Origin of the sequence: Paenibacillus vulneris, assembly GCF_039543185.1 — a bacterium.
Taxonomy (GTDB): Bacteria; Bacillota; Bacilli; order Paenibacillales; family NBRC-103111; genus Paenibacillus_S; species Paenibacillus_S vulneris.
Genome location: NZ_BAABJG010000015.1, coordinates 121,941 through 145,299 on the forward strand (window position 1 = coordinate 121,941; position 23,359 = coordinate 145,299).

Annotated in this window: 23 protein-coding genes; 18 read left to right on the forward strand and 5 right to left on the reverse strand. The window is 46.4% G+C overall.

The features are described from left to right. The first annotated feature begins 166 nt into the window (after positions 1-166). A complete protein-coding gene (locus ABEA66_RS14165) occupies positions 167-310 on the forward strand; it encodes a hypothetical protein (protein ID WP_179135929.1) in 144 nt (47 codons plus the stop codon). 196 nt (positions 311-506) lie between these two features. Beyond that, positions 507-1,895, forward strand: a complete 1,389-nt coding sequence (locus tag ABEA66_RS14170; RefSeq protein ID WP_345588173.1) for a protoporphyrinogen oxidase — start codon at positions 507-509, stop codon at positions 1,893-1,895. Positions 1,896-2,028: 133 nt separating this feature from the next. Here the strand turns inward: ABEA66_RS14170 and ABEA66_RS14175 are convergent, their stop codons facing one another. Continuing rightward, on the reverse strand, positions 2,029-2,769 hold the full coding sequence (locus tag ABEA66_RS14175) for an SDR family NAD(P)-dependent oxidoreductase (protein ID WP_345588175.1): 741 nt from the start codon (positions 2,767-2,769) through the stop codon (positions 2,029-2,031). Between the two features lie 120 nt (positions 2,770-2,889). Here ABEA66_RS14175 and ABEA66_RS14180 point away from each other — a divergent pair, with 120 nt between their 5' ends. The 3 genes from ABEA66_RS14180 (at position 2,890) to ABEA66_RS14190 (ending at position 5,234) form a co-directional block, all read left to right on the forward strand. Next, the gene (locus ABEA66_RS14180; protein ID WP_345588177.1) at positions 2,890-3,771 is read left to right on the forward strand and encodes a LysR family transcriptional regulator; all 882 of its coding nucleotides are present in this window, start codon (positions 2,890-2,892) and stop codon (positions 3,769-3,771) included. 82 nt (positions 3,772-3,853) lie between these two features. Beyond that, positions 3,854-4,642, forward strand: a complete 789-nt coding sequence (locus ABEA66_RS14185) for a helix-turn-helix transcriptional regulator (RefSeq protein ID WP_345588179.1) — start codon at positions 3,854-3,856, stop codon at positions 4,640-4,642. Between the two features lie 82 nt (positions 4,643-4,724). Then, positions 4,725-5,234 (forward strand): GNAT family N-acetyltransferase, encoded by a 510-nt coding sequence (locus ABEA66_RS14190; RefSeq protein ID WP_079909509.1) that lies wholly within the window; start codon positions 4,725-4,727, stop codon positions 5,232-5,234. A 220-nt stretch (positions 5,235-5,454) separates the two neighbouring features. On the opposite strand, the gene ABEA66_RS14195 is transcribed toward ABEA66_RS14190, so the two are convergent. Continuing rightward, on the reverse strand, positions 5,455-6,954 hold the full coding sequence (locus tag ABEA66_RS14195; RefSeq protein WP_345588182.1) for an NAD(P)/FAD-dependent oxidoreductase: 1,500 nt from the start codon (positions 6,952-6,954) through the stop codon (positions 5,455-5,457). 158 nt (positions 6,955-7,112) lie between these two features. On the opposite strand from ABEA66_RS14195, the gene ABEA66_RS14200 reads away from it, so the two are divergent. The 6 genes from ABEA66_RS14200 (at position 7,113) to ABEA66_RS14225 (ending at position 12,190) form a co-directional block, all read left to right on the forward strand. Next, on the forward strand, positions 7,113-7,679 hold the full coding sequence (locus ABEA66_RS14200) for a TetR/AcrR family transcriptional regulator (RefSeq protein WP_079909511.1): 567 nt from the start codon (positions 7,113-7,115) through the stop codon (positions 7,677-7,679). Between the two features lie 338 nt (positions 7,680-8,017). Next, entirely contained in the window at positions 8,018-8,428 is a 411-nt protein-coding gene (locus tag ABEA66_RS14205) for a VOC family protein (protein WP_345588186.1), read from the forward strand. Positions 8,429-8,468: 40 nt separating this feature from the next. Further along, positions 8,469-8,741: a DUF2277 domain-containing protein gene (locus ABEA66_RS14210; protein WP_079909513.1), complete on the forward strand. Its 273-nt coding sequence runs from the start codon at positions 8,469-8,471 to the stop codon at positions 8,739-8,741. A gap of 347 nt (positions 8,742-9,088) precedes the next feature. After that, the gene (locus tag ABEA66_RS14215; RefSeq protein WP_345588188.1) at positions 9,089-9,826 is read left to right on the forward strand and encodes a spermidine synthase; all 738 of its coding nucleotides are present in this window, start codon (positions 9,089-9,091) and stop codon (positions 9,824-9,826) included. 82 nt (positions 9,827-9,908) lie between these two features. After that, positions 9,909-10,703, forward strand: coding sequence for a divergent polysaccharide deacetylase family protein (locus ABEA66_RS14220; RefSeq protein WP_079909515.1), 795 nt, complete (start codon positions 9,909-9,911; stop codon positions 10,701-10,703). A gap of 269 nt (positions 10,704-10,972) precedes the next feature. Beyond that, positions 10,973-12,190, forward strand: coding sequence for a hypothetical protein (locus ABEA66_RS14225; protein ID WP_345588191.1), 1,218 nt, complete (start codon positions 10,973-10,975; stop codon positions 12,188-12,190). Positions 12,191-12,230: 40 nt separating this feature from the next. Here ABEA66_RS14225 and ABEA66_RS14230 read toward each other — a convergent pair whose 3' ends face one another. Both ABEA66_RS14230 and ABEA66_RS14235 read right to left on the reverse strand, forming a co-directional pair. Next, positions 12,231-13,490: a glycosyl hydrolase family 18 protein gene (locus ABEA66_RS14230; RefSeq protein WP_345588194.1), complete on the reverse strand. Its 1,260-nt coding sequence runs from the start codon at positions 13,488-13,490 to the stop codon at positions 12,231-12,233. 213 nt (positions 13,491-13,703) lie between these two features. After that, positions 13,704-14,447 (reverse strand): YheC/YheD family protein, encoded by a 744-nt coding sequence (locus ABEA66_RS14235; RefSeq protein ID WP_345588196.1) that lies wholly within the window; start codon positions 14,445-14,447, stop codon positions 13,704-13,706. A gap of 411 nt (positions 14,448-14,858) precedes the next feature. On the opposite strand from ABEA66_RS14235, the gene ABEA66_RS14240 reads away from it, so the two are divergent. The 4 genes from ABEA66_RS14240 (at position 14,859) to ABEA66_RS14255 (ending at position 19,502) form a co-directional block, all read left to right on the forward strand. Next, positions 14,859-15,428, forward strand: coding sequence for a histidine phosphatase family protein (locus ABEA66_RS14240; RefSeq protein WP_345588198.1), 570 nt, complete (start codon positions 14,859-14,861; stop codon positions 15,426-15,428). Between the two features lie 31 nt (positions 15,429-15,459). Beyond that, entirely contained in the window at positions 15,460-16,851 is a 1,392-nt protein-coding gene (locus ABEA66_RS14245) for a peptidoglycan DD-metalloendopeptidase family protein (RefSeq protein WP_345588200.1), read from the forward strand. Between the two features lie 286 nt (positions 16,852-17,137). Next, on the forward strand, positions 17,138-18,466 hold the full coding sequence (locus ABEA66_RS14250) for an ABC transporter substrate-binding protein (protein ID WP_345588202.1): 1,329 nt from the start codon (positions 17,138-17,140) through the stop codon (positions 18,464-18,466). Positions 18,467-18,716: 250 nt separating this feature from the next. Continuing rightward, positions 18,717-19,502 (forward strand): class I SAM-dependent methyltransferase, encoded by a 786-nt coding sequence (locus ABEA66_RS14255; protein ID WP_345588204.1) that lies wholly within the window; start codon positions 18,717-18,719, stop codon positions 19,500-19,502. Between the two features lie 154 nt (positions 19,503-19,656). Here ABEA66_RS14255 and ABEA66_RS14260 read toward each other — a convergent pair whose 3' ends face one another. Then, entirely contained in the window at positions 19,657-20,424 is a 768-nt protein-coding gene (locus tag ABEA66_RS14260; protein ID WP_345588206.1) for an SDR family NAD(P)-dependent oxidoreductase, read from the reverse strand. A 268-nt stretch (positions 20,425-20,692) separates the two neighbouring features. Between ABEA66_RS14260 and ABEA66_RS14265 the strand changes: the two genes are divergently transcribed. The 3 genes from ABEA66_RS14265 (at position 20,693) to ABEA66_RS14275 (ending at position 23,353) form a co-directional block, all read left to right on the forward strand. Further along, positions 20,693-21,283 carry a TetR/AcrR family transcriptional regulator gene (locus tag ABEA66_RS14265; protein ID WP_179135931.1) on the forward strand — a complete coding sequence of 197 codons (591 nt, stop codon included), beginning with the start codon at positions 20,693-20,695 and terminating at the stop codon, positions 21,281-21,283. Between the two features lie 150 nt (positions 21,284-21,433). Further along, positions 21,434-22,153, forward strand: a complete 720-nt coding sequence (locus ABEA66_RS14270) for a YebC/PmpR family DNA-binding transcriptional regulator (RefSeq protein ID WP_345588211.1) — start codon at positions 21,434-21,436, stop codon at positions 22,151-22,153. Positions 22,154-22,288: 135 nt separating this feature from the next. Beyond that, the gene (locus tag ABEA66_RS14275; RefSeq protein ID WP_345588213.1) at positions 22,289-23,353 is read left to right on the forward strand and encodes a stalk domain-containing protein; all 1,065 of its coding nucleotides are present in this window, start codon (positions 22,289-22,291) and stop codon (positions 23,351-23,353) included. Positions 23,354-23,359 lie beyond the last annotated feature (6 nt).

The window sequence follows — 23,359 nt, forward strand, 5'->3', positions numbered from 1 at the left end:
GCGGAAGCATAAAAACATGCCTAACAATCAAATCCAATCGTTTGAAATAGCGGCTTCCTGTATGGTTCAACTTAACCTGCGGCTGTGATTTTCATCACTTACTTTCCTGTAATTCCTCCTTATAATCATAACTGTCGAAACAATATACAGAGTGGGGGATGGACGTATGGAAACGGCTAAAACGAGCTCGCAGAAACAATTTGACGGACTAGGATTTGTCATTGTGATCTTTAGTCTAGTCATTCTTTGCCCGCTGGCGTACTTTATCATCAATTATTTGATGGGGAATGAGCATCCTTTTTACGGATAAATCAAGAGCTGAATAGAGAAGACATAGGACTGCTGATCCCCGCCGGGTGCGGTCCTTTTGTTTTGTGAGTCCGGCGTCATATTTTTGTCGAATAAGCTTCACATCCATAACCTGCCGGGTTTGTCTGCACCTGCCGTCTTTATGTTATACTTTGATCAACCAAATATTTAAAGTTGTTTAGTGAGGGGTAATGACTTTGAAAACAGCCGTGGTTATAGGTGGAGGGATTACCGGTTTATCCGCCGCGTACTATTTGAACAAAAAAGTGAAGGCCAACAACCTCGATTTGCGAATCGTTGTGCTGGAAGCGAATGAGAAATTAGGCGGTAAAATTAATACTCATTATGAAAGTGAGTTTATTATGGAAACCGGCGCGGATTCCATTGTGACACGAAAGGACAACGTTGCTCCTTTTATAGAAGAGCTGAATTTGCAGGAGGAAGTCGTATATAATGCAACGGGCATTTCGTTCTTATATATTGACGGAGAATTGAAACGAATTCCGGAGGATACCGTATTCGGCATTCCATTGAGTATAGAGTCTTTGGCCAAAAGCAATTTAATATCGGCAGAAGGCAAAGTTGAAGCGTTAAAGGATTTATATACGAAGAACGAGACGTTTACCAAGAATGACTCAGTCGGTCTGTTCCTTGAGAGCTTTTTGGGTAAAGAGATTGTTGAGCGGCAAATTTCTCCCGTCCTGTCCGGCGTTTATTCCGGAAGGCTGCAGGATTTGACGATTGCTTCCACACTTCCGTATTTGCTGGATTATAAGAATGAATACGGGAGCATTATCCGAGGGCTTTCGGAGAACAAGCAGAAATTCAAGGGAACGGGCAACAGAAAGTTTTTATCGTTTAAAAATGGCGTTTCCACGCTGGTAGACGCTTTGGAGAATCGGCTCTCCGATGTAGAAGTGCTGAAGGGCACCAAAGCGCAAAAAATTGAAAAGGATCAGGGAAGGTACCGGATTCTTTGCGAGCAGCATGAGGCTATCGAGGCTGATTTTGTCGTTCTGAGCACTCTTCATACCGCATCACAGAAGCTGATGAACTCCGAGGAGCTTGATCAGGATTTCAATCAATTGAAGAACAACTCCTTGATCAGCGTATATCTAGGCTTCGACATTCCCGATGAGCAGCTTCCGCAGGACGGGACCGGCTTCATTGTGGCGGAGGAAAGCAAGCTTGTCTGTGATGCATGCACTTGGACCAGCAGGAAATGGGAGCACACCTCCAAAAACCGGCATTTGCTAGTAAGACTGTTCTACAAGAGCTTGAAGCCGGTATATTCCAAGCTTCAGAAGCTATCGGAGGAAGAGCTCCTGGAAGTCGCCTTGAAGGACATCAAGAACAGCCTTGGTATTACATCCAAGCCGGTCACGCATGAAGTAACCAAATGGCATGAAACGATGCCGAATTACCATATCAAGCATAACGAGATCGTCAAGTCGCTGGAGAAGCGGATGGAGGCCCATTATCCAAATGTTATTCTGGCAGGCTGCTCGTATTACGGCGTAGGAATTCCCGACTGCATTGCAAACGGGCAAGCTGCGGCGGAGCGGATAGCGGCACAATTATCTTAATGATGGGCGATAGGGCTGGCAGATAGCGAATGGAAGCCAGGCAAAGAGGAGAGGACACCATGCAGGAGTCCTCTTTTTTGTTTTGACACGATAGAACGAATAATGTGTTGGCCGCCGGCAAGAAACTTATTTATTATAGTGTTTGGCCGCTATCGACGGTAATGAGCTGTCCTGTCATGGCCTCTTGCTCCAGAGTGGAGCAAATGAGCTGGGCGATGTCCTCGGGAGCGGCAATTCGCTGCAAAAGGAGGCTCGGTGCCAATCGCTTCATTTGTTCTTCTCTTCCGGACCACCATCTCGTAGCCACCGCGCCCGGAATAATACAATTTACTCTAATGTAAGGCGATAATGCTCGGGCCAGTGATTTCGTAAGGCCATGTACAGCTGCTTTGGACACAGCATAAGGAAGCGAGGAGCCCAACCCGGTGTGCCCCGCGATACTTCCCAGATTGACGATGGCTCCTTGTTTTTTACTTTTCATAAAAGGAGCGGCCGCGCGTGCACAGTAGAACATTCCTTTTACATTCACGGCAAACAGCTCGTCCCACACTTCCTCCGAAGCCGATTCCAGGTCATCCATGGGAATGTGTCTCGTTATGCTGGCATTGTTCACCAGCAAATCTATCGCTCCTAATTGCTGAACTGCTGTGTTTATTATCTCTTTGACTTCAGATTCGCGGGACACATCCGCACAGATAGCGATTGCGTTCCCGCCTTGACTGCGGATTTGCCGAACCGTTTCCTCCGCCTCCGCTTGGGATCGCGAATAGTTCACTACAACGGAGGCTCCTCTCTCTGCGAGGGCTATACTCACTGCCTTGCCAATGCCGGTGCCCCCGCCAGTCACTATTGCCACCTTATGCTTCAGATCCATTCTCCAAAACTCCTTTCCTGTATATTCATGATTGTATAGCTCACTAATATATTTGTATAATTGAATAAATTGAATAGTAAATTCAAAAATATTGAATGAATAGCCGGGAGCAATACGATTATGGATATGAAAGCATTGAAGACGTTTCAAATGATTGTGAAGCTTGGCAGCTTTAACCGTGCGGCGGAGGAATTGAATTATGTTCAGTCTACGGTCACGATGCAAATACAGAAGCTGGAATCTGACCTGGGTGTTCAGCTTATGGAGCGCAGCAAAAAAATCCGCTTGACAGAGGCAGGCAGGCTGCTTTACGAGCAGAGCCTGTCCATCGTTCAGCAGGTTGACAGCTTACAAACGAATATTTCGGATTTGCAGCGGGGGGAAGCGGGTCATGTCCGGTTGGGAGTCACGGAGCCGACAGGGAGCCGCCGTCTGCCGGAGCTGCTCGGGAAGTTCCTGACGCAATATCCCCAGATTCGCTTATCTGTGGATTTCGCAAACACCCCGGCACTAAGCGGTCGGCTCCAGCAGGGAGAGCTCGACATCGCGCTGTGCTCCTCCCCGGATATCGGGTCAGGGCTGTATTTTGAACCCTTGTTTAAAGAAGGATTTGTGATGCTGCTGCCTGAGAATCATCCGCTTGCTTCAAAACCGGTTATCGAACCGGGAGATATCCAAGGTCATCGACTGCTTATTACTTCGGCCGCTTGTCCCTATCGCAAAAAACTGCAGATGGTGCTGCAGGAATCGGCGAGTGTTCCGATCGATACGATGGAGATAGGCAGCATGACCGCCTTACCGCATTATGTTAAAAGCGGATTGGGCATTGCCTTGGTCCCCAGCATTGCTTTGGACCCACTTCCCGCGGGAACTATTGCCAAAGAGGTTGGAAGCAGCCTCATCGACATGACCTTCGGGATCATGATCCGTTCGCCGTATGAAGTCATGACGTCAGCCGGCTTCAGGCTGTACCGTTTTTTGAAAGAAGAGCTGAGTGTATAGTCAAGTATTTCCATTCTGCATGAAATATGGTATGATTTACAGGAACAATTGTTCTCTTGTGTAAGAATGGAGGGTTAAAGCAGTGAGTACGGAGCGTTATTCGGAAATCGACGGGGTAGTTTCATATATTCATCAACATTTATATGATCCTCTCCCTTTAAACCATTTAGCGTCATATGCCGGATATAGTCCTTATCATTTCACGCGCATTTTCAAGGAACGGATAGGGCTCTCACCTTTATATTACGTATCTTCTTTGAGGCTGCAAAAGGCTAAGGACTTGCTGCTGCTTACCAATATGTGCATTCGAGATATCGGGCTGGAGATAGGTCAGCAAAGTCTAGGGACATTTACTACACGATTTACCGAGAGAGTAGGGGTGTCTCCCTCCGAATTCCGCAATTCCGCTTTGCAAGCCGATGATCATTTAGGCACGTTACATAGGCTTGAGCATTGGACCAGGCAGAGTCAGGCATCGAGTGCTATTTCTACAATAACAGGATCATTTGAAGCGGAGGTTCCCTTTGACGGGGTTGTATTGGTAGGCTTGTTCGCCAAGCCGATTCCCGAAGGAATGCCATTGTACGGTACGTTAGTTAAATTTACGGATTCGTTCTGCTTTCGTAATGTGAAGCCGGGCGTTTATTACCTGATGGCCACTTCGGTGTCTTGGGGGACTCGTGCCATCGATTTTCTGCTTCCGCATTCCACCTTGCGTACCCGGTCGAAGAAGCCCATCATCGTCAGACCTCATACGGTTATCCCGCATCAGCATGTATCGCTTCATCCTGCGCGGCAGGATGATCCTCCGATCTTGATTTCACTGCCGCTGTTAATGAGTAATTTTCTTAGCAAAATTCAACCCCAATAAGGAAGCATATAGATTCATCGCTCAGATTCGATATTGTTGGAATGAATGGCTTGGTGGATCTTGAGGAAAAGGAAGGATTCGGATGAGCAGTCAAATAAAGATTCAAGTCTTATCAACCGTTGAGGGACATGTGGATGAACTATCTAAGCTGCTGGTGGATGTCGTGGATGGGGGCGCATCGATTGGTTTTTTGCCTCCGATGGCATATGAGGAAGCTCAGAAGTATTGGCGGAATGTCACGGAGCCTAACGTGATCTTATTTGTTGCACTATGGGACCGACAGCTTGCCGGAACGGTGCAGCTGCAGCTGTGCCCCAAGCAGAACGGACTTCATCGAGCCGAAATGGCCAAATTAATGACACATCCCGACTACCGGAACAAGGGGATTGGGAGATTATTAATGCAAACGGCTGAACGCCGTGCTCTCGAGGAGGGAAGAACCTTATTGGTTCTGGATACGAGAGAAGGGGATCCTTCCAATCATCTTTATGCTTCTTTAGGCTATATACAAGCGGGGAGAATTCCGGATTACGCCAAATCGGCCGACGGGAAGCTGGATGCCACCGTGATTTATTATAAGCAGATATCTTGATTTAATTGCAAGCAGCTAGCTTCGCCTAGCCAGTCATAGAGGGCGGTCATGCTGTATGCGCCGCCGAATTGATCAGGGCGCAGCTTCGCAGTACATAATGAGGGCAGCTGTCAGCTGTCAGCAGGTAGCTATGGTCTGCTTTATTGGGGCCCCGCCAACATTCACAAAAAGCAGGCCAAAACTGGATCTAATCTAGACATGGCCTGCTTATTTCTATTATTCATCTATCATAACCGACAAACGCCAAAGAAAAAGAAGGTATTAGCTCATCTAATCTCTCTTGTATTCTTTGCTGATCAACGTCCCCAAGTTCAGCTAATAATTGATTCTCCTCTATAGATCCATCCCCCGTCAATAACATGCTCAGCATACGTGGATTGATGATTTCACGTGGTGAAAGGACTAAAGTGTTCATCATAAAATACTGTAAGAACAGAGAAGGATTATTCTCCTCGTTCGCCAGTTTCACAGCCCGTTTGACGTACAAATCGAAATATTTCTGCGCAAATGACACACCTTTTAATGGCTCAGCCCCGACATGCGTGATACCTTTCCAACGTAAATCCGAAACCGAACTCAGCCACCATGCCGGTTCAATCGCTTCTTGCATGCGCTGCAGAACCTTGCGTTCAAAGTTTGGTTGAGGGCTATGACGCTGTTCACTCAAGCAAATGTCTAACATTTCAGCTTCTATCGCAGCTACGGTCATCCCCTGTCCATGGATCGGGTCAAAGTTACAAAACGCATCACCTGCAACTAGTAATCCAGATGGCCAATCTTCCATTTGTTCAAAGTGTTGACGAACCGATTCGGGTGTACGATAGCCTCGCGGAACGCCGATCGGCTCCAGCTCTTTGACCACTTCCGCTAGCATAGGGCTAGCTAATGCAAGCATATCTTGGTCATACTCTTCCGGGTCTGTTGAAGGATAGTGTGCGCCACCCGCACTAAACAGTAACGTTTGGGCCATGTTATCTTCAATATACCCCAGCATACCCGTACCAATACTTTTAACAGGCTGCGCTTCCGAAATCACACTTCCCCATTTCTCTTTAATGTGCTGAGGTACTCGGTAATAGCGCGTACTATAGCCAAGATGCACTATTAAACGTTCTGGCTCGGGTACAACAAGACCCATGGCTTCAAGCCACTTAATGAGTTTGGAGGAACGTCCGCTTGTATCGACTACCAGATCAGCCGCCACGGTTCGTTCTTGTTTCTGCTCACTTCGTTCTTTGATATGAACACCAGTTACTTGCTTGTGATCGGCTGATGTTTGCAGACTTGTCACTTCTTGTCCAGAAAGAAAATGGATATTCGAAATCTTTTGTACCCGTTGGCGGAATGTCCACTCTAATAATGCTCGACTACTTGATGCATTTTTTTCAGGGGTAGAAGTCTTCACTAACCCATGCAAAGTGAATAAACTCATTTTCTCATTTTGTGTGGGATGAGCCCCTTGAGCTAACAAATCATCGACATAGCCAGGGAAGAAATGCTCCATAATCATGCTCCCGCGTGTTAATACACGATGAGGGTGAAAGGCTTGAGGCGTACCTGAACGAGCAGACGGCCCTTGAGGTAATTCATCCCTCTCTACAATCATTACTTCCTGATAATAGTCAGAAAGAACACGGGCTGTCAGTAAGCCAGCGATGCCTCCACCGATAATGATGGCTTTGCCTTCTTTTGTTTGATGAGATTGTAGCTGTTTGTCCATCCTTATGCTCTCCTTTTTCTGAACATCTATAAATATTTTTTAGACGGATGTATATTTTATTTACTGTTGATGCCTATATATTAATGTGTATAATTAAGTTTATCAATGAACAATATAGCGGAACTGTCGATTAACAATACAGAGACGAGGTAATGTATATGGAACAAGAAAAAAAAGAAGACTTACGAGTAAAAAGAACTCGTACGCTTCTTTCTCAAGCTTTACTTTCTTTAATGAATCGCCATTCGTTCAATTCCATTTCTGTGAAAGAAATTTGTGAAGAAGCGATGGTACATCGTGCTACATTTTATACCCATTTTAATGACAAATATGATTTAATGGCTTATTCATTAAAACGAATTGCTGAGGAGTTTCATTTTTTGGAGGGTGACATTGAAGAGTTTCATTCAAAATTATATGCTGTCGCTTTTAAATATAACCGATTATTCTCTCAGCTATTGGTAGAAGAAAGGGACTCATTAAGGTATGTCATAAGAAAAGAAATGACTACGGGAATGAAACAACATATTCTCATTGAACCTCAAAAAAATTCTACCTCTTCTGAAATTGTGCTTGAAGCTTTTGCCGGAGCAACTCTAGGAGTATTAAATTGGTGGATCGAGAATGGTATGACCCATAATGCTGAGGAGGTTTTTAACGAAATAAAGCAGCTATTCAATTGGGAGCATATCGAAAAGCTCCTTGATGTGTTGGGTAAGGAATAACAAAGGGAACCCAAACAGAGGGTGCCTTTAGCTATGTAGAACCGGCAGTATGGGTTCGTCATTTGGATTCGTACGCAAAACCTTCCCCTCCCAATAAATGGTTTCAGCTAGCGTAGTATTTCAATATTTTGGAGCAAGAAGATAATTGCTGGACTTGTGCTAATGCCAGCAACAAGTAGTGCTCATTGAAACCATGAGTGCTTTTTTTTGCCGAATTACCGCAATCCATAAGAAACCTCGATCGCACTTTAATGGTAAAGTAATACCTATCAGGAACATGGTTCCTAAGTTTCTTTCAAGTTTACCTATAGTAAAAATTTTAATAAGGTGGGATTAAGATGGCTTTAACATCTGATAATCTGTTTGTCAACTTACCGGTGAAGGATTTGAATCGGGCGATCGATTTTTTCTCGGCAATCGGGTTTGAATTTAACTCTCAATTTACGGATCATAATGCGGCTTGCATGGTGATCAACGACCGCACCTTCGTGATGCTTCTGGTAGAAGAATTTTTCCAGACGTTCATGAGTAAGGAAATTGCAAATACGGCGAAGAGCAGTGAAGTGATCATGGCTCTATCTGCCAGCAGCAGGGAAAATGTCGATAGCATTGTGGACAAAGCGCTGGCGTCGGGGGGAAGCGTATCCCAGGAGCCTGTCGATCATGGCTTTATGTATACCCGTAGCTTTCAGGATCCGGATGGTCACCTGTGGGAAGTTATTTATATGGATGCAAAAGCGATTCAATAATAGTACAATGGCATCATAAGCAAGATAAAAGGAGAGCCTTATGTGCCGAAATATCAAAACGTTATTTAATTTTGACCCGCCTGCCACCGAGAATGAGATTGAAGCGGCCTCGCTTCAGTTCGTCAGAAAGCTATCCGGATTTACAGCGCCGTCCAAAGCCAACGAGGAAGCCTTCCAGCTTGCCGTGGAGGAAGTGGCTGCTGCAGCCAAAAAGCTGCTGGATTCGCTGGTAACTAATGCTGATCCGCGGAACCGCGAAGTGGAAATCGAACGCGCTCGTGAACGGAATGCCAAACGATTTGGCCCCAAATGATAACTGAATTGTTTCAGAGGAGAGATAGATCTATTGTGTCTATCTCTATTTTTACATATTTAGAATGTATACATAGGGGAGACTGAAATCATTGAAGAGGGGAGCTTGTTCATGATGGACCTTATCTGGTTCGCCTTAATAATTGTATTGATCCTTGCTGTTGGAGTAAGGTTCTGTTTACTGCGAAGCTCTTCGGCTAACTCGGTCAGAATGAAGTGGATGGGGTTAAGTCTCATCTCGATGGCACTTCTTCTTATGGCTATTGCAATTATGCAGTACTTAAGTGAAGACGCTCATAGCTATGGACATTAAAACATCATACATATCGAACGAAAGAGGTTTAATCATTGCAGCTGCTGCTAAGAGAAATAAGTGATTATAGTGAAGTCAGTGTTTACGAAACTACTCAATTGTACGGTGAGAAAGGAAAATTCCGCTGCCTCCAGTTCTCCGATCATGCCGTACAGGGAGCAATGGATTTGAAGGATCCGAAGCGCATCGTACTGGAATATCCAAGAGCGATCATCCATTTGATGGAGGCTAATCATTCGGAGTTTCACCGGGTATTTGTGATTGGTCACGGAATCGGTACCATTGCAGGGCATTATCCCGATAAGAGCTTTACCGTTGCGGAGGTCGATCGTCTTGTCGTGGAGCTGAGCAGACAATATTTCAGGTACTCTTACGATAATGTTCTTATTGGAGACGGAAGACAGCTGCTCAGCACTCAAGAATCCCATGCATGGGATTACGTGATTCTTGATGCGTTTAATCCAAAGGGAACCCCCGTCCACCTGTTGAGCTTGGAATTTTTCTCTATGGTTATGGAGAAGCTGACGAGCCGGGGTCTGTTTATTCTGAATCTGATGGGGAAAGCCAGTCAAGATAAACTGATCAACGCAGTGCATACGACCCTTCAAGAAACGGCTACTTATGTGAAAGCATTTGTGCTTCCCGGCAACAAGAAGACGGATCTCCACAACATCCTGCTTGTTGGCGGCAATAGGGCTATCGACTACAAGCTGAGTGGGATGGCAGGCTTCAAGGAACTGGATGTAGGACAAGGTCACACGATTAGGAATTAAACGGGCAAGTCCATCTAAATAAAACGGCGGTGTTTGAGACATGTTAATAAAATAGCTGGCCAGGAGGAAGGAGGGGCTAAGGATGAAGTATTGCAAGTTCTGGCTGCCATTGATGATGATCCTCATGGTCATCCCGCTGCATACGGTGCAAGCAAGCGAAGAGCCGCAAGCTTCCGCTGTGAGTAAACGCATCGCTATTGTCATTGATGACCTGGGCAACGGGATGCAGGGGACCGAAGAGATGATGACCATGCCGTTTCCTTTGACGGTCGCCGTCATGCCGTTTCTTCCCACGACCCGACAGGATGCGGAACGGGCTCATCAGGCTGGTCATGACATACTGATTCATCTGCCCATGGAGCCGCTTAAAGCAAATCATGACGCTCTAGGGCCAGGCGTTATTACTACCAAGCAATCCGAGGATGAAATCCGCCAAAGAGTGCTTGAAGCCATAACCGATGTACCCTATGCAGTAGGGATTAACAATCATATGGGCTCTAAGGCTACCGCGGATAAACGGGTAATGAAGGTTGTACTGCAAATTTGTAAGGAGAAGGGACTGTTTTTCCTCGACAGCAAGACGAATTACTGGAGTGTTGCAGCTGAAGTAGGGAAGCAGGTTGGCGTCCCGGTACTGGAGAATCAGCTTTTCCTGGACGATCGAACGAGTAAGTCCAGCATCAAGAAACAGATGAGAGGAATACTCGATTTATTGAAGCATCAGGATCAGTGCATTGCCATAGGCCATGTAGGCCGTCCAGGCAAGAACACGTCCTCCGTCCTGAAGGAATCTTACCCGGACATGACGAAGGAAGCGGAATTTGTGACCGTATCGAAGCTGCTTAAGCCGGATGCTCCTTTACCGATAGGCCCATGATGGAGCTAGAACAGATTCCAAAAAATAGACCACCAGCTGAATGAATCAGTTGATGGTCTATTTTTTGACTGTTCCCGTTGACTGCAAGGAGGAGGTCCTCGCTATATTCTATGCACCAATAAATTCCATCATGACACTTTGATCGATTCTCCTGGGCAATGTGCAGCAGACAGAGATCGAGCCTGCATCATTGGAATACATATCCCGGCCCTTTGTTGAAAATGATAAACATATCAATGTTAGGCTTACCAAATGGGGGTAATGGTTCCATGCTGTATAAACGTTTGATCCTGGCACTTCTTCTTTTAATGATGATTTCCTTGCTATGTGGGCATCCCTCCATGGCTTTTTTCAAAAAAAAACAAGCTGATCCGGTTATCAGCCTTATCGTGCGAACGGCACCAGACGCTGAAATAGAGAGCAGACTTGATATCCGCAATGAAGGGATAGCCCAAGCGTTTAAAAAGGGGCGCTATGAAGAAGGTCCCTCACCTGCGGGACTCACGGATATGTATGTGGTAGTCCGTACCCAGCCAGAACGCCATTTCCGGTTGGAAGCTTCCGGAGCCCTCTGGGACGAGGAGCGTTCGAAACACCTGGTCCTCCCGAATAAAGCGTCAGAGATCTTGAAGCAATATGCGATGCAGCTTAGAGGACAGCACTATGGCAAGCTTGTTTCCTGGAAGGATGCCCAGCGGATCTTTCCCAGAAAGAGCATATTTTCCATTACGGACGTGGAAACCGGGTTGACATTTCGAGTACAACGCAGGGCCGGGAGCGCTCACGCGGATGTTCAGCCGATAAGCAAGAAGGATACCAGCATAATGAAACAAATATATCATTCCGGCTGGAGCTGGAAGCGCAAAGCGATATGGGTCCATTCCGGCAAGGAATGGATTGCCGCTTCCATGAATGGAATGCCTCACGGCGGGGATGGGATTCCCGATAATGATTTCTCAGGACATTTCTGCGTTCACTTTCTGGACAGTACAACCCATAAATCGCACCACCCGGATCTGGCTCATCAATTGATGGTCTATAAGTCTGCAGGCGAGCTGAATACCTTTTTGGCTGCCGCTTCTCCCCGAATCCTTGCAGAAAGCTTTATCGAAGGGTTAGATCATCAGGATACGGGAATTATCCAAAGGGTCTCGGAAGGAGTACCGAAAGAGAGCATGGATAAAGTTCTTCCTGAATTGCAAGATTTGTTGTCCATTCAAGTCCATAAAGAACAGACAAAGAAAAAAAGAAATACGGCAAAGCCGGAAATCGAACCTGATCCTTCCGCCCTGAAAGCGGATCTTCAATTATCGGTCACTATGGAAAGGAAAGGACTACAGAAGCAAGGAAGAACATTCAGCTTTTCCTTCAGCCGGGATACAGCGCAGTCTCCATGGCGTATGACCAATATCAGCCTCGTTGACAAGAAGAAGCCTGAAATTCAAAAGAAAGATAACACGAAACTCAAAAAACGTTCCCGCCGTTAAACTACGGTATACGCTCGAGGAACCCCTTCAGGTTACAAAATCATACCCTCTTGACTTTGAAAAAGTTGGTTAAGAGCCAAGGACCTTCCGGAAAGCCTAAGGTGAGCTGCCATGCACCCACCCCTTGAAGCGTATACTCACGGATTAACAGCATTTTCATGCTGACGCTTCTAGCGTCTTCAAACCATACGACATGCTGCTGACCGTTCTCATCGACATATTCGAAATAAGGGGCCTGGTATGTAGTAGAATATTGTATAGGAACTTGGAAGCGCATGGCCAATTCGACGGCTGACTGGTTAGACAGAGCCTGGGCTATAGAACCGGGCTGATAGGGGACTTCCCAGTTGTATCCATAGAAGGGGATGCCGATTAGCAGCTTATCTCTTCTTACATATTGCAGCGAATACGTTATAGTTCTTCGTATCTCATCGATTGGGGCTACAGGCCCGGGTTCGCTGGCTGCATGATGCCAGTCATACGTCATAATAAACATTAAATCGACAACCGAACCGATGGCACCATAATCGTAGCCCAGCAGCCATGGGATATCGTCGCTTGTTTTGGCAGGAACGGCTATTGTCATCCAATACCCTTCAGGTTGGAGCCGCTCCTTAAGAAGCCGAAGAAATCCGGAGAACAAATCTCTATCCTCCGCGGCAACTCTTTCAAAATCAATATTGACCCCTGCGTAGCCTCTCGTTGTTACAATCGTATAAATATTGTTAATCAGATTGCTTCTGGCTGTCGGATTATTTAATACCTGATGTGTGAGTTCGGTACTGAACCCGGTTTCCGTCAAATTCGTGATGGTAGCCAGCGGGTTAACCCTTCGGCTCCAAGCTGTTTGAATGGCCGTTGAATCATCTAAAAAGTTTAAAGAGCCATCCGATGAAAAGTGATATTCAAATAGGGAGATAAACGTAGCATACGGAGCAAAATCGTTGATTAATGCCTGGTCCAAGGCTGGGGAACGAAGCGCATAATAACCTAATGCAGTAATATAGTAATTGGATATGTCGGGAATGGTTATTTTCATACCTGCCATCAATTCGTTGGGATTGACAGAAGGGTTGGCATTGATCAAGGATTGGAAAGGGACGTAAGCCATTCTGGCGATAGAATACATGCTATCTCCCGGCTGCACCGTATATACGTTGAGAGGGATGAGGAGAGCCTGCCCCGGAACGATATTGGTTTGGGAGAGTCCGTTCGCCAGTCGAATCCGATCCAAGTCAATTTCGTACTTTATGCTGATCCTATACAATGAATCACCCGGCTGTACGGTATAGATGAACAAGGCTGGTGCCTCCTTCGCTTAGTGAAGTAATGCTTTAGTCTATTCCCGTGCTGTATTAATTATTTATACCAAGCTTCCAAAAAAAGTGAATACTTGGCATACTCCATTCGTATCATTTGCCATGGCTTGACCGTTTCCAGACAGTCGTAAACGCGGATGCAGCAAAAATCAGCCCAATGCTCTAAACAGAGACATTGGGCTGATGCTGAAGGATTAATATTTGGCATACTGCATGATTCGCCGGTACATCGTTTTATCCTTCAAGGCTCGGAATATCTTTGTATCCGGTCTTGTATTCACCTCGAGAATCCAGGGTTTCATGTCACTGTCAATGGCTATATCGACTCCGAACGCTTTATTGCTGCGGTAGCTATGTCCAAGCACAACGCTTGCTTCCTTGCCGATTTGCTCCATGCTTTGAATAAAGGAGGCTTGCTCGTCTCCCGTTAGATGGGAGGAGAGCAGGGTCTCGACAGGCAGGGGTGTCCCGCCGCTATGAAAGTTAGTAACAATTTTCCCTTGTTTGGCCAAGCGGCCAATAATTCCGGTCACCTCGAATTGCTTATCCTTGTTCTTTTGTACCATAATTCTAAGATCGAAGGCCCTCTTGTTATGTTGTAGGAGCCGGATTCCTTGCTGTGCGACATATCTGTAACGGGTGAACCATTGGTGATGGGGACGGTATGCCGCATCGAGAGAATGGTAATACCTTGTCGTTGTACCGCTCCGCAAAATGTATTGATCTCCTTTTTTGGTCAGCTTATAGATTCCATAGCCGGAGGCGCCTTCATCGGGCTTTAAATAAACCGTACCGTATTTTTCCAGCATAGTGCCGATATTCGCTTTCGTTGCAAGCCTTGTATCAGGCAGGTAGGGACGGATAGAGCTGTATTTTTTCATAAAACGATATTTTCCCAGCTTCCCCCATTTGAATTTTACTTTATTCCTGTATCCCATTCTGAGGCCTCCTACATCATCGCTGATGTACTATATGCTTTCGGGTGAAAGCAGGGAAGAGGCCGACGATTTTTCCGCAAATGCCCGGGAAAACGGTTCCAAACTGGATGAATAAGAGAATAAACTTCAACTTGGCAGGAAATTCCACAGCTAGGGGAGAAGTAAGTATTCAATCCGGAAGGAAAAAAGACAAAAAAAGACCAAATTTTCAGATCCAACTTGGTCTTTCCCAAATACCGGTTTCGAAATTGCATGCGTACTTCCAGAACGCCATTCTTGTAGGTCGCTTTAACATCAAGGAAGAAACCGGAGCCGGCAAGCCCGATTGAGTGATGAAAACGGCCGACATCACGCTCCTGTCTATGCATATTTTGCTCTTTCGATTCGGATACCCTGTTTGCAGGAGGTAGCATGAGAACGAATTTGTATATGGTAAGGCATGCGGAATCCCCATTTGAATTCGGTAAAGAAAAGAGTCGCGGCCTTTCGGAGGAAGGCATGACAGCGGCTCGACGAGTTGCAAGTATTTTCTCAACGATTGAGGTCCATTATATTGCGTCCAGCTCGTATACCAGGGCTATACAAACCGTTCAGCCGTTGGCAGAGCAAGCAAACATCCCGGTCATCGAATATGACGAGCTGATCGAGCGGCCCATCAAAGGGTTGGATACAAAGGCGCCATGGGACGTATTGCTGGAGGCTATCCGCCGATCCTTCGAAGACAAGGATTACGCACTCGAAGGCGGGGAGTCAACCCGTCAGGCACAGCAAAGAGCGATTCCGGTCATTGAGAAGCTGCTGGAGGAGCAGAAAGGGAACAACATAGTCCTGGGGACCCATGGAAACATTATGACGATCATAATGAATTACTATAACGAAGCCTACGGGTTCGAATTTTGGGAACAGATGTCGATGCCGGATATTTATAAGTTAACCTTTGATGGAAATAAATTGGAGAACGTAGAAAGGCTTTGGGCATGAGACCACCACATAGAGAAAGGGGGAATTGGTGGTGCAAAAGCATAATAGTCGAACCGCGGCTCATAAAGCAAGGAAAATAAAGTATAGGCTGCTTCTGCTGAGCTTGTTTGCCGTATCGGCGGCCGGTGCAGCGGTGTATTCCTTATGGGACGGGGAGCGTTGGGTACTCCCGCTTCGTCCGCAAGAGCAGACGGCTCCACAGCCTCCGAAGGTGAAGCTGCCGATTGAATTTGCCATGACGGATCTGTTTCACGGGTGGATAAGGTATGAAGATCACGTGATGGAAACGACCAATGGGGGCGAATCCTGGACCTTGTCAGAGATGACGGCTGCACCGGCCTCCGTTTCGCCCGAGGTTTCGGAGAATGGGGAGTTCCGCTTCCTGAAGGAGCCTAAGGTTCTGTCAACTATCATGGTTGAGACTAAAGAATACCCTGTAAAGCAGCTCCAGTTCATGACGGATCGGGTAGGATGGGCGCTTGTCAATGATACCGGGGAGGCGGGGAGCAAGCTGCTGCTCACAACGGATGGCGGTGCCAGCTGGCATTCGGAAGTTACGGGAGCTGTTAAGGAAGCTCTGACCCAAGAAAAGCTTCTGCTTGAGCAGCGTAACAAGGAATCCCGGCTGTATGCCTCTCTGGATCAAGCCAAGCTCGCTTTTCAGTCGGAGTGGCTGCTGCTGCCTGAAACCGTCAATCAGGGAGACGCTGTGCTTGTTCGCCACAGTAAACCGGATAAGCTGGAATGGCAGGGCAAGACTTATTCATTGGAGCCATTTGGCGCAGGTTATTTCACCTATTTACCGATTCCAGCCAATATGAAGCCTGGAGATTATCCTGTTGGAGATCAAATCTTGAAGGTCACTAGCCAAAATTTCCCCAAGCAGTATCTTCAGGTCTCAGAACAGCTGGAAAGCATGAGGCAGGATACCAAACGAATCGAAGCAGACCAAGTCAAAATTGATGCGGCAAGAAGCCGTTCGCAGCCTGAATTTTTATTCGATTCCGCTTTCCTGAAACCGGTCGAGGGGGTGCTTACGACACCTTACGGCCACACCCGCTATGTAAACGGGAAGCTCAGCGGCTCGCATTTGGCGCTCGATCTGGCCGCCAAGCAGGGGACTCCCATTAAAGCGACCAATGATGGCGTTGTGGCTTTGGCGGACAATCTCTATTTGACGGGGAACTCTATCTATATTGACCATGGAATGGGCTTGTTTTCCCAATATGCTCATATGTCGGAATTGCGGGTCAAGACGGGAGATAAGGTGAAGAAGGGCGATATTATAGGGCTTGTCGGATCGACAGGCTTCTCTACGGGACCGCATCTGCATTTCACATTCTGGGCACATAATGTTCCGGTCAACCCGAATTTGTTCTTTGATACAATGCCATTTCAATGGACAGCCAAAAACAAAAAATAATTAATTACATTAATAATCGTGGCGAAGGCGGGCTGCTGGAAGGCAGCCTGTTTTTCGTTTGAGGACCCCTCAGCAGCTCGTAGATTCATAGATTATTCTTTCACATCAGCGATATATAGTTAATGATATTAACAATTAATGATATAAATAAAAAATGAAAGCGCTATACTTCCCTTCTTTTCTCCATATGAAGATGGGGTTTCTCCATAGTGGCGTTTTTTCATGCTGTGTAGAATAAGTACTAAGAAGTTCCTATTTATTTATCAATACAGGGAGGTCTAAACCGATGAGAGGATATGGATGGAAACGATCTGGTATGATGTTGGCTGCCGCTGCGCTTATTGCATCCGGATGTACTGGCGGAGGAACCAAAGTGACTGAGGACAGCACCGCACCGCCGAAAATTAGTTCAGATCCTGTTACCGTTAAGCTGGCGGGAAGCAGGGGATTGTTCACGGATGAGGAGTTAAAGCTTTATATTATGGATCCTTTAGCCAAGAAGTACCCAAACATTACGGTTCAGTATATCAACACATCGGAAAAAGGCTTCGGGTTGAACGAACTGATTACAGCGGGTGATATCCCCGATATTGTGATGGGTTATGGAAGCACACTCCCTCAGCTTAAAGATCTGAACCTCCTGTACAATATGGACCCTCTCATCAAGAAGTACAACCTCGACTTGAACCGGATTATCCCTGAATTTCTGGATTATATCAAAGTGAATGGAAGGAGCGATTTTCTAGGCGGACTGCCTGCTTACAATAATGCGTTCGCGTTGTTTTATAATAAAACGCTGTTTGACAAATTCGGCGTACCTTACCCCAAAGACGGAATGACCTGGGAAGAGGTCGGCGATTTGGGCAAAAAAATAACCAGGAATTTTGACGGCATCCAATACCGCGGCTTCTTCCCCGATGGAGTGGCTCGTATGGCCGCTCAAATCAACCTGTATCAAATGGACAAGGATAATAAATCGATCATGGCGACGGAGCCTTGGAAGAAGGCTTTCGAGCTGTGGAATTATATCTACAATTATCCGGGTAACTCGGACGAACCGTTCAATACGATCAATTTCGGAAATAACCAGGCCGCCTTTCTTAAGGGTGAGCTCGCTATGATTACAGGCTACAGCAGTACGTTAAATGCGCTTCGCAAAGCGCCTGATGTGAACTGGGATGTAGTAACGTATCCTCAGCATAAAGACAAGATGGGTTACAGTACCGGTGTGGATACTCCGAATTTCTCTATCACGTCAAGCAGTAAAAACAAGGATGCCGCCTTCCTTGTCATAGAAACCATCTTATCGGACGAAGTGCAGCTCAATATGGCTAGGAATGGGAAGATGTCCGTGCTGGCCAATGAGCAGGTCAAACAGGAGTTCGGCAAAGGCATTCCGGAATTTGCGGGCAAAACTTACAACCTCAGCAGTATCCCTAGATTGAAGCCATCCGTCAATAAACCCCCGGTGTATACCGGTAGTGATACGAATAAAATCGTTATTGATGCTTATGAAAGCGTTTTAAAGAAAGAGGCGGATATCAACACGGCTCTGCGAGTAGCGGATGAACAGATGAACAATCTGGTTCAATCAAAGATAAAGATGGAAAAGTGATTGGAAAATTCGGTAGTTAGATAGGATTCGGAGCTCCGAAAATCGGGGCTCTTTATCATTCAGAGAGAATAAAAAAAGGAGCTGTCAATCTACACAATAAATGGTATTCTATACAAGCTCCCTGACTTACATTTTCCAGTTGGTAGAATATCACATGAAATAGATAACATAATAAATATTATGTTAACAATTGTTTTATCAACCCTCCTCAGTGTTCAACATAAGGTTTATTAAAAAAGGAGAGTGTCTAATGGCCGAAGAATTGAAAAAGACCTTTAACGAGGTAGCGGAGCTCTATGATCGTGCACGAAATGATTATCCGGACGAACTGTTTGAAGAGCTGTTTCGGCTATCCGGATGCCACTCCGGGTCTGATGTGCTCGAAATCGCCGCCGGTACGGGCAAGGCTACCCTTCATTTGGCTCAACGAGGCTGCAGGGTGACTGCAGTCGAGCTGGGGCAAGAGCTGGCGCTGGTAGCGCGGCATAAGCTGGCCAAGTTCAGAAATGTGGAGATCCAGGTCGGAGCCTTTGAAGAATGGGAAGCACCTTCTGAAGCTACCTATGATCTTGTAGTCGTAGCGACAGCCTTTCACTGGTTAGATCCGGAGGTTCGGTTTAAAAAGATTGCCTCTCTGCTGCGCCCGGGCGGTCATCTGGCCATCATTCGGTATCATCATGTGGCGGGAGGGGATCAGGCTTTTTTTGAACAAGTACAGCTGTGTTATGAGCAGTTCAAGACAAACAAGGCAAACAAGTTCACCCTTCCCCGGATCGAAGAACTCCAGCCTGAAACCTACGGGGCAGAATCGAACGAATGGTTCGATCCACCTGTCAGGCGAACTTATGTCAAGGAGGAAGTATATAACCGGCAGCAGTACCTAGATCTGCTATCCACTTATTCGGATCATCGAATGATGGGGGAGAAAGAGCGGCAAGGATTATTCCATTGTATCGGTCGGCTCATGGATGAAGGATTTGACGGTCAAATCCGGAAATGCTACCTGTATGAGCTGTTATTAATGCGCAGGAGATAATCCTAGGATGGGGTTAACCGCTTAGGCCAGGATCATAGAAAAACCGATGACTTGCAGGAGCCTTGCAGCGGCTTCTTATAGCAAGTTCATCGGTTTTAATTTTAACCGGGGTATACTAAGAAATGAAATTTCGGTCAGTAGAGAGAACCTGAGCTTATTGTCCTATCATACCGCCGTCAACTGTGTACAGTGAACCGGTCACGAAGGAAGCTTCCTCCGACAGCAGGAAGTTCATCACAGCAGCTACCTCTTGTGGTTCACCGTATCGTCCCAGTGGAGTGGCTGCCTCATTCGCAGCTTTATACTCTTCCGCATGACCGGAATTTGCTTCGATCTGACGCATCATCCGCGTATTAATCGTTCCTGGAAGAACAGCGTTGACGCGGATACCGAATGAGGCGAGCTCGTTCGCCGCAACACGGGTGAGTCCGATAACCGCGTGCTTGGACATGATATAGGGGGACATACCGGGTGCCCCCATGAGACCGGCAAGCGAAGAGGTATTGAGGATAGCGCCGGACTGCTGTTTTTTCATAACCGGAATAACATAGTGCAGGCCCAAGAATACGCCTCTCACATTGACGTTATATACAAGATCGAGCGCTTTGACGCTTTGCTCCTCAATCAGTCCTGCTGGCCCCTCAATACCAGCATTATTGGCAAAATAATCGATGGTACCGAATTTCTCAACCGCTTTGTTTACGTAGTTTTGCACGTCTTCTTCTTTGGATACGTCAGCCGCTACGGCAAGCGAATTGGATTCATTCAAGCCCAGCTCCTGAATCACGTCACGCAGGGCCTCTTCTTTTAAATCGACGAGAACTAGGTTCAGCTTGCGTTCTGCTAACCGGCGGGCAAGCTCTTTTCCGATACCGCCGGCGGCACCGGTGATGACAGCCGTTTTCACTTGTGTTGTGCTCATATATGATCGCTCCCTGTATATAGAATGAATAGAATTTTGTTAACTGACTACCTCTTAAGCTTACCTCTCATCAGGCCAAGCCTACAATAATCAATCCCCGGCGGCGTGTCATGTAATGAACATATGGAGTAGACGTTGTTCAAAAACTCATAGATTTTCTACAGAGTCTTATCCCGGTGTTGAATGCCCGGCAGCCATTACATTCGAATTTCATGAGCATCGCAAAATGGTTATAATAAGAGCATTACATTCATGGGGTGAGTGCTTGATGACAGAGGTTCAGATCGACCGAAGGGCGAAGAGAACTCGCCAAGCTATCAAATCTGCATTTGTGAAGCTGATATTAGACAAAGGCTATGAATCCGTTACGATTCTCGATATTGCCAACCAGGCGGACTATAACCGCGGCACCTTTTATAACCATTTTATTGGGAAGGAAGAGCTGCTCCAGGCTATTCATGATGAATTTCTGCAAGGCATGTCGGAAGCGCTGCTGGAGCCTTATAAGGGGCTCAAACGTGTGGATGCGACACAAATTATGCCTTCCGCTTTGCAGCTGTTCGAGCATATTGAACAACACAAGGATGAGTTTAAGGCGCTATTAACTGTAAACAGGGCGATGGTCCTGGAGCTCTATGATTTATTGCGTGAGTCGATGCGAAAAGACATGCATATCGAAATGGAGGAAAGCGATACTCCTATCGATTATGAAATCATGCTCAGCTACCGTATGGCGGCTACGATAGGCGTTATTATGTATTGGGCCGAAACCAATTTCAAATATTCTGCGGAATATATGGCCGAACAGCTGCTCTTGCAGGTGAATATGAGAATGGATTATATTGAATTCAAGCTCTAGCAATACATAGGAAACCAGGGAACAGCAGCCGTCTATGTCAGTTTATATAACAAATTCCGCTTCAATTTTTTGAATAATCATCAAACAAGTCCAAATCTATAACAAAATCGGTTATAATGTTATTGAATAAATTAAGAAAGTGGGAACAGTATGGGCCGCAAGTGGAATAATATTAAAGAGAAAAAAGCATCGAAGGACGGCAACACGAGTCGGATTTATGCGAAGTTCGGTATCGAAATTTATGTAGCTGCGAGAAAAGGCGAGCCGGATCCGGAATCTAATAGAGCGTTGAAAGTCGTTCTTGAACGGGCTAAGACGTACAATGTACCCAAATCCATCATTGACCGCGCGATAGATAAGGCTAAGGGAAGCTCTGAAGAAACCTACGAGGAGCTTCGCTACGAAGGCTTCGGACCGAACGGCTCGATGGTCATCGTCGACGCATTGACCAATAACGTTAACCGTACCGCCTCCAGCGTGCGCGCCGCTTTTAGCAAGAACGGCGGCAACATGGGCGTAAGCGGCTCTGTTGCGTATATGTTCGACTCTACGGCTATTATTGGCGTTGCTGAGAAAACTGTAGACGAAGTCATCGAAATTATGCTTGAAGCCGATGTCGATGTTCGTGATGTCATCGAGGAAGACGAGAACGTGATCGTCTACGCTGAGCCGGATCAATTCCATGCCGTACAGGAAGCCTTCAAAAATGCCGGCATCCAGGAATTTACCGTTGCTGAAGTCACTATGCTTGCACAAAATTTCGTCGCCCTGCCGGAAGAGGGACAAGCTCAATTTGAAAAAATGATCGATGCCCTGGAAGACTTGGATGATGTTCAGCAAGTGTACCATAATGTGGAATTGGCAGACTAACTTGTAACATAGACTTAACCCGCTTATTAGCGGGTTTTTGTTATTTTTGGCAATACATAGAAACCAACAGCCTTTACCCCGCGTCTATACCTATGGAAACGGCATGCTTCAGAACGCATGAAAGGAGCGGTTTCAATGGGCAGACTTTCTTTTTTTACCGGATTATGTGCAGGCATAGGATTGTCGTTATGTACGGCGGCAGCTGCTTCGGATACGATTCAGGCCATGCTTTTCCCCAGCAAAGTACACATTCTCCTGAACGGCTCCGTCAAGGAAATCCACGAGAACGAGGACCCCGTAATCAACTACAATAACAAAGCTTACATCCCTTTAAGGGCCTTCGCGGAAGCTATGGGAGCAGCGGTTCAATATCGTCCAACGGCCGATGGGACGAAGAATATCATTGATATTTACGCCGGGATGTCGGAGTCCGACTTCACCTCACAGGATCTGGAGGGCTACGTAAGCCTGGCTCATCCGAGCATCCAATATGCAGGCAAGAATAATCAAACGGGATTTACAGATCTCAAAATGAGTGGATTTTTAAGAGTCAATAAAGACTTGTTCAATAAAAAAATACAGCTGGATATACTGGACCAGCAAGACCAAATTATCGGCTCAACGGATATGGACTTTTTTAACGATTTGCAGGAGGGGGATATCGTACCGCTGAATCAAACGATTCATGTTCGTGGCGACATGCATTCCTACCGGATACGGGTAAACGATACTTGGTCCATGACGACAACAACGGGCTACCATGATGGGATGCTGTTAATGGATGAAGGGCTGGTGTTCGGGATGGGGAGGCTGGATCCGGCACGCAGAGGGCTGGTGCATAGCCTGCAGTTTAAAAACCAAGGAAAACAGCCGATCCGCATAGAGCCGCTCCACATCGAATTTCAAATCGTCAAGGTGGAACCGGCAGGGGATCGGCCTTTGTTTCAACATAAGCTGGCTCCGTTGGAGGGAACAGTACCGGTCTATGCGTGGTATGATGCCAAGCTTCCCGTCTGGGATTTGAAGGATCTGGATGGCCGATTCGTAGCTCCCGGGAAATATGCTGCGCAAATCATTCTTCCTGACTCCTTAACCTATTGGACGGAGGGAATAAGCGAGCCCCAATATCTTAACAAGCCGTCACGGTTTGTAAGATGGGAGTACGATATCACACAATCCGATTTGGACGCTATGAAATAGAGCTAT

Excerpts from the sequence above, each read along its gene's own strand:
- ABEA66_RS14165 (WP_179135929.1), top strand. The coding sequence starts at position 167 with ATGGAAACGGCTAAAACGAGCTCGCAGAAACAATTTGACGGACTAGGA.
- ABEA66_RS14175 (WP_345588175.1), bottom strand. The coding sequence starts at position 2,769 with ATGGATCTGAAGCATAAGGTGGCAATAGTGACTGGCGGGGGCACCGGC.
- ABEA66_RS14180 (WP_345588177.1), top strand. The coding sequence starts at position 2,890 with ATGGATATGAAAGCATTGAAGACGTTTCAAATGATTGTGAAGCTTGGC.
- ABEA66_RS14190 (WP_079909509.1), top strand. The coding sequence starts at position 4,725 with ATGAGCAGTCAAATAAAGATTCAAGTCTTATCAACCGTTGAGGGACAT.
- ABEA66_RS14195 (WP_345588182.1), bottom strand. The coding sequence starts at position 6,954 with ATGGACAAACAGCTACAATCTCATCAAACAAAAGAAGGCAAAGCCATC.
- ABEA66_RS14200 (WP_079909511.1), top strand. The coding sequence starts at position 7,113 with ATGGAACAAGAAAAAAAAGAAGACTTACGAGTAAAAAGAACTCGTACG.
- ABEA66_RS14205 (WP_345588186.1), top strand. The coding sequence starts at position 8,018 with ATGGCTTTAACATCTGATAATCTGTTTGTCAACTTACCGGTGAAGGAT.
- ABEA66_RS14210 (WP_079909513.1), top strand. The coding sequence starts at position 8,469 with ATGTGCCGAAATATCAAAACGTTATTTAATTTTGACCCGCCTGCCACC.
- ABEA66_RS14220 (WP_079909515.1), top strand. The coding sequence starts at position 9,909 with ATGAAGTATTGCAAGTTCTGGCTGCCATTGATGATGATCCTCATGGTC.
- ABEA66_RS14225 (WP_345588191.1), top strand. The coding sequence starts at position 10,973 with ATGCTGTATAAACGTTTGATCCTGGCACTTCTTCTTTTAATGATGATT.
- ABEA66_RS14235 (WP_345588196.1), bottom strand. The coding sequence starts at position 14,447 with ATGGGATACAGGAATAAAGTAAAATTCAAATGGGGGAAGCTGGGAAAA.
- ABEA66_RS14240 (WP_345588198.1), top strand. The coding sequence starts at position 14,859 with ATGAGAACGAATTTGTATATGGTAAGGCATGCGGAATCCCCATTTGAA.
- ABEA66_RS14250 (WP_345588202.1), top strand. The coding sequence starts at position 17,138 with ATGAGAGGATATGGATGGAAACGATCTGGTATGATGTTGGCTGCCGCT.
- ABEA66_RS14255 (WP_345588204.1), top strand. The coding sequence starts at position 18,717 with ATGGCCGAAGAATTGAAAAAGACCTTTAACGAGGTAGCGGAGCTCTAT.
- ABEA66_RS14260 (WP_345588206.1), bottom strand. The coding sequence starts at position 20,424 with ATGAGCACAACACAAGTGAAAACGGCTGTCATCACCGGTGCCGCCGGC.
- ABEA66_RS14265 (WP_179135931.1), top strand. The coding sequence starts at position 20,693 with ATGACAGAGGTTCAGATCGACCGAAGGGCGAAGAGAACTCGCCAAGCT.
- ABEA66_RS14270 (WP_345588211.1), top strand. The coding sequence starts at position 21,434 with ATGGGCCGCAAGTGGAATAATATTAAAGAGAAAAAAGCATCGAAGGAC.
- ABEA66_RS14275 (WP_345588213.1), top strand. The coding sequence starts at position 22,289 with ATGGGCAGACTTTCTTTTTTTACCGGATTATGTGCAGGCATAGGATTG.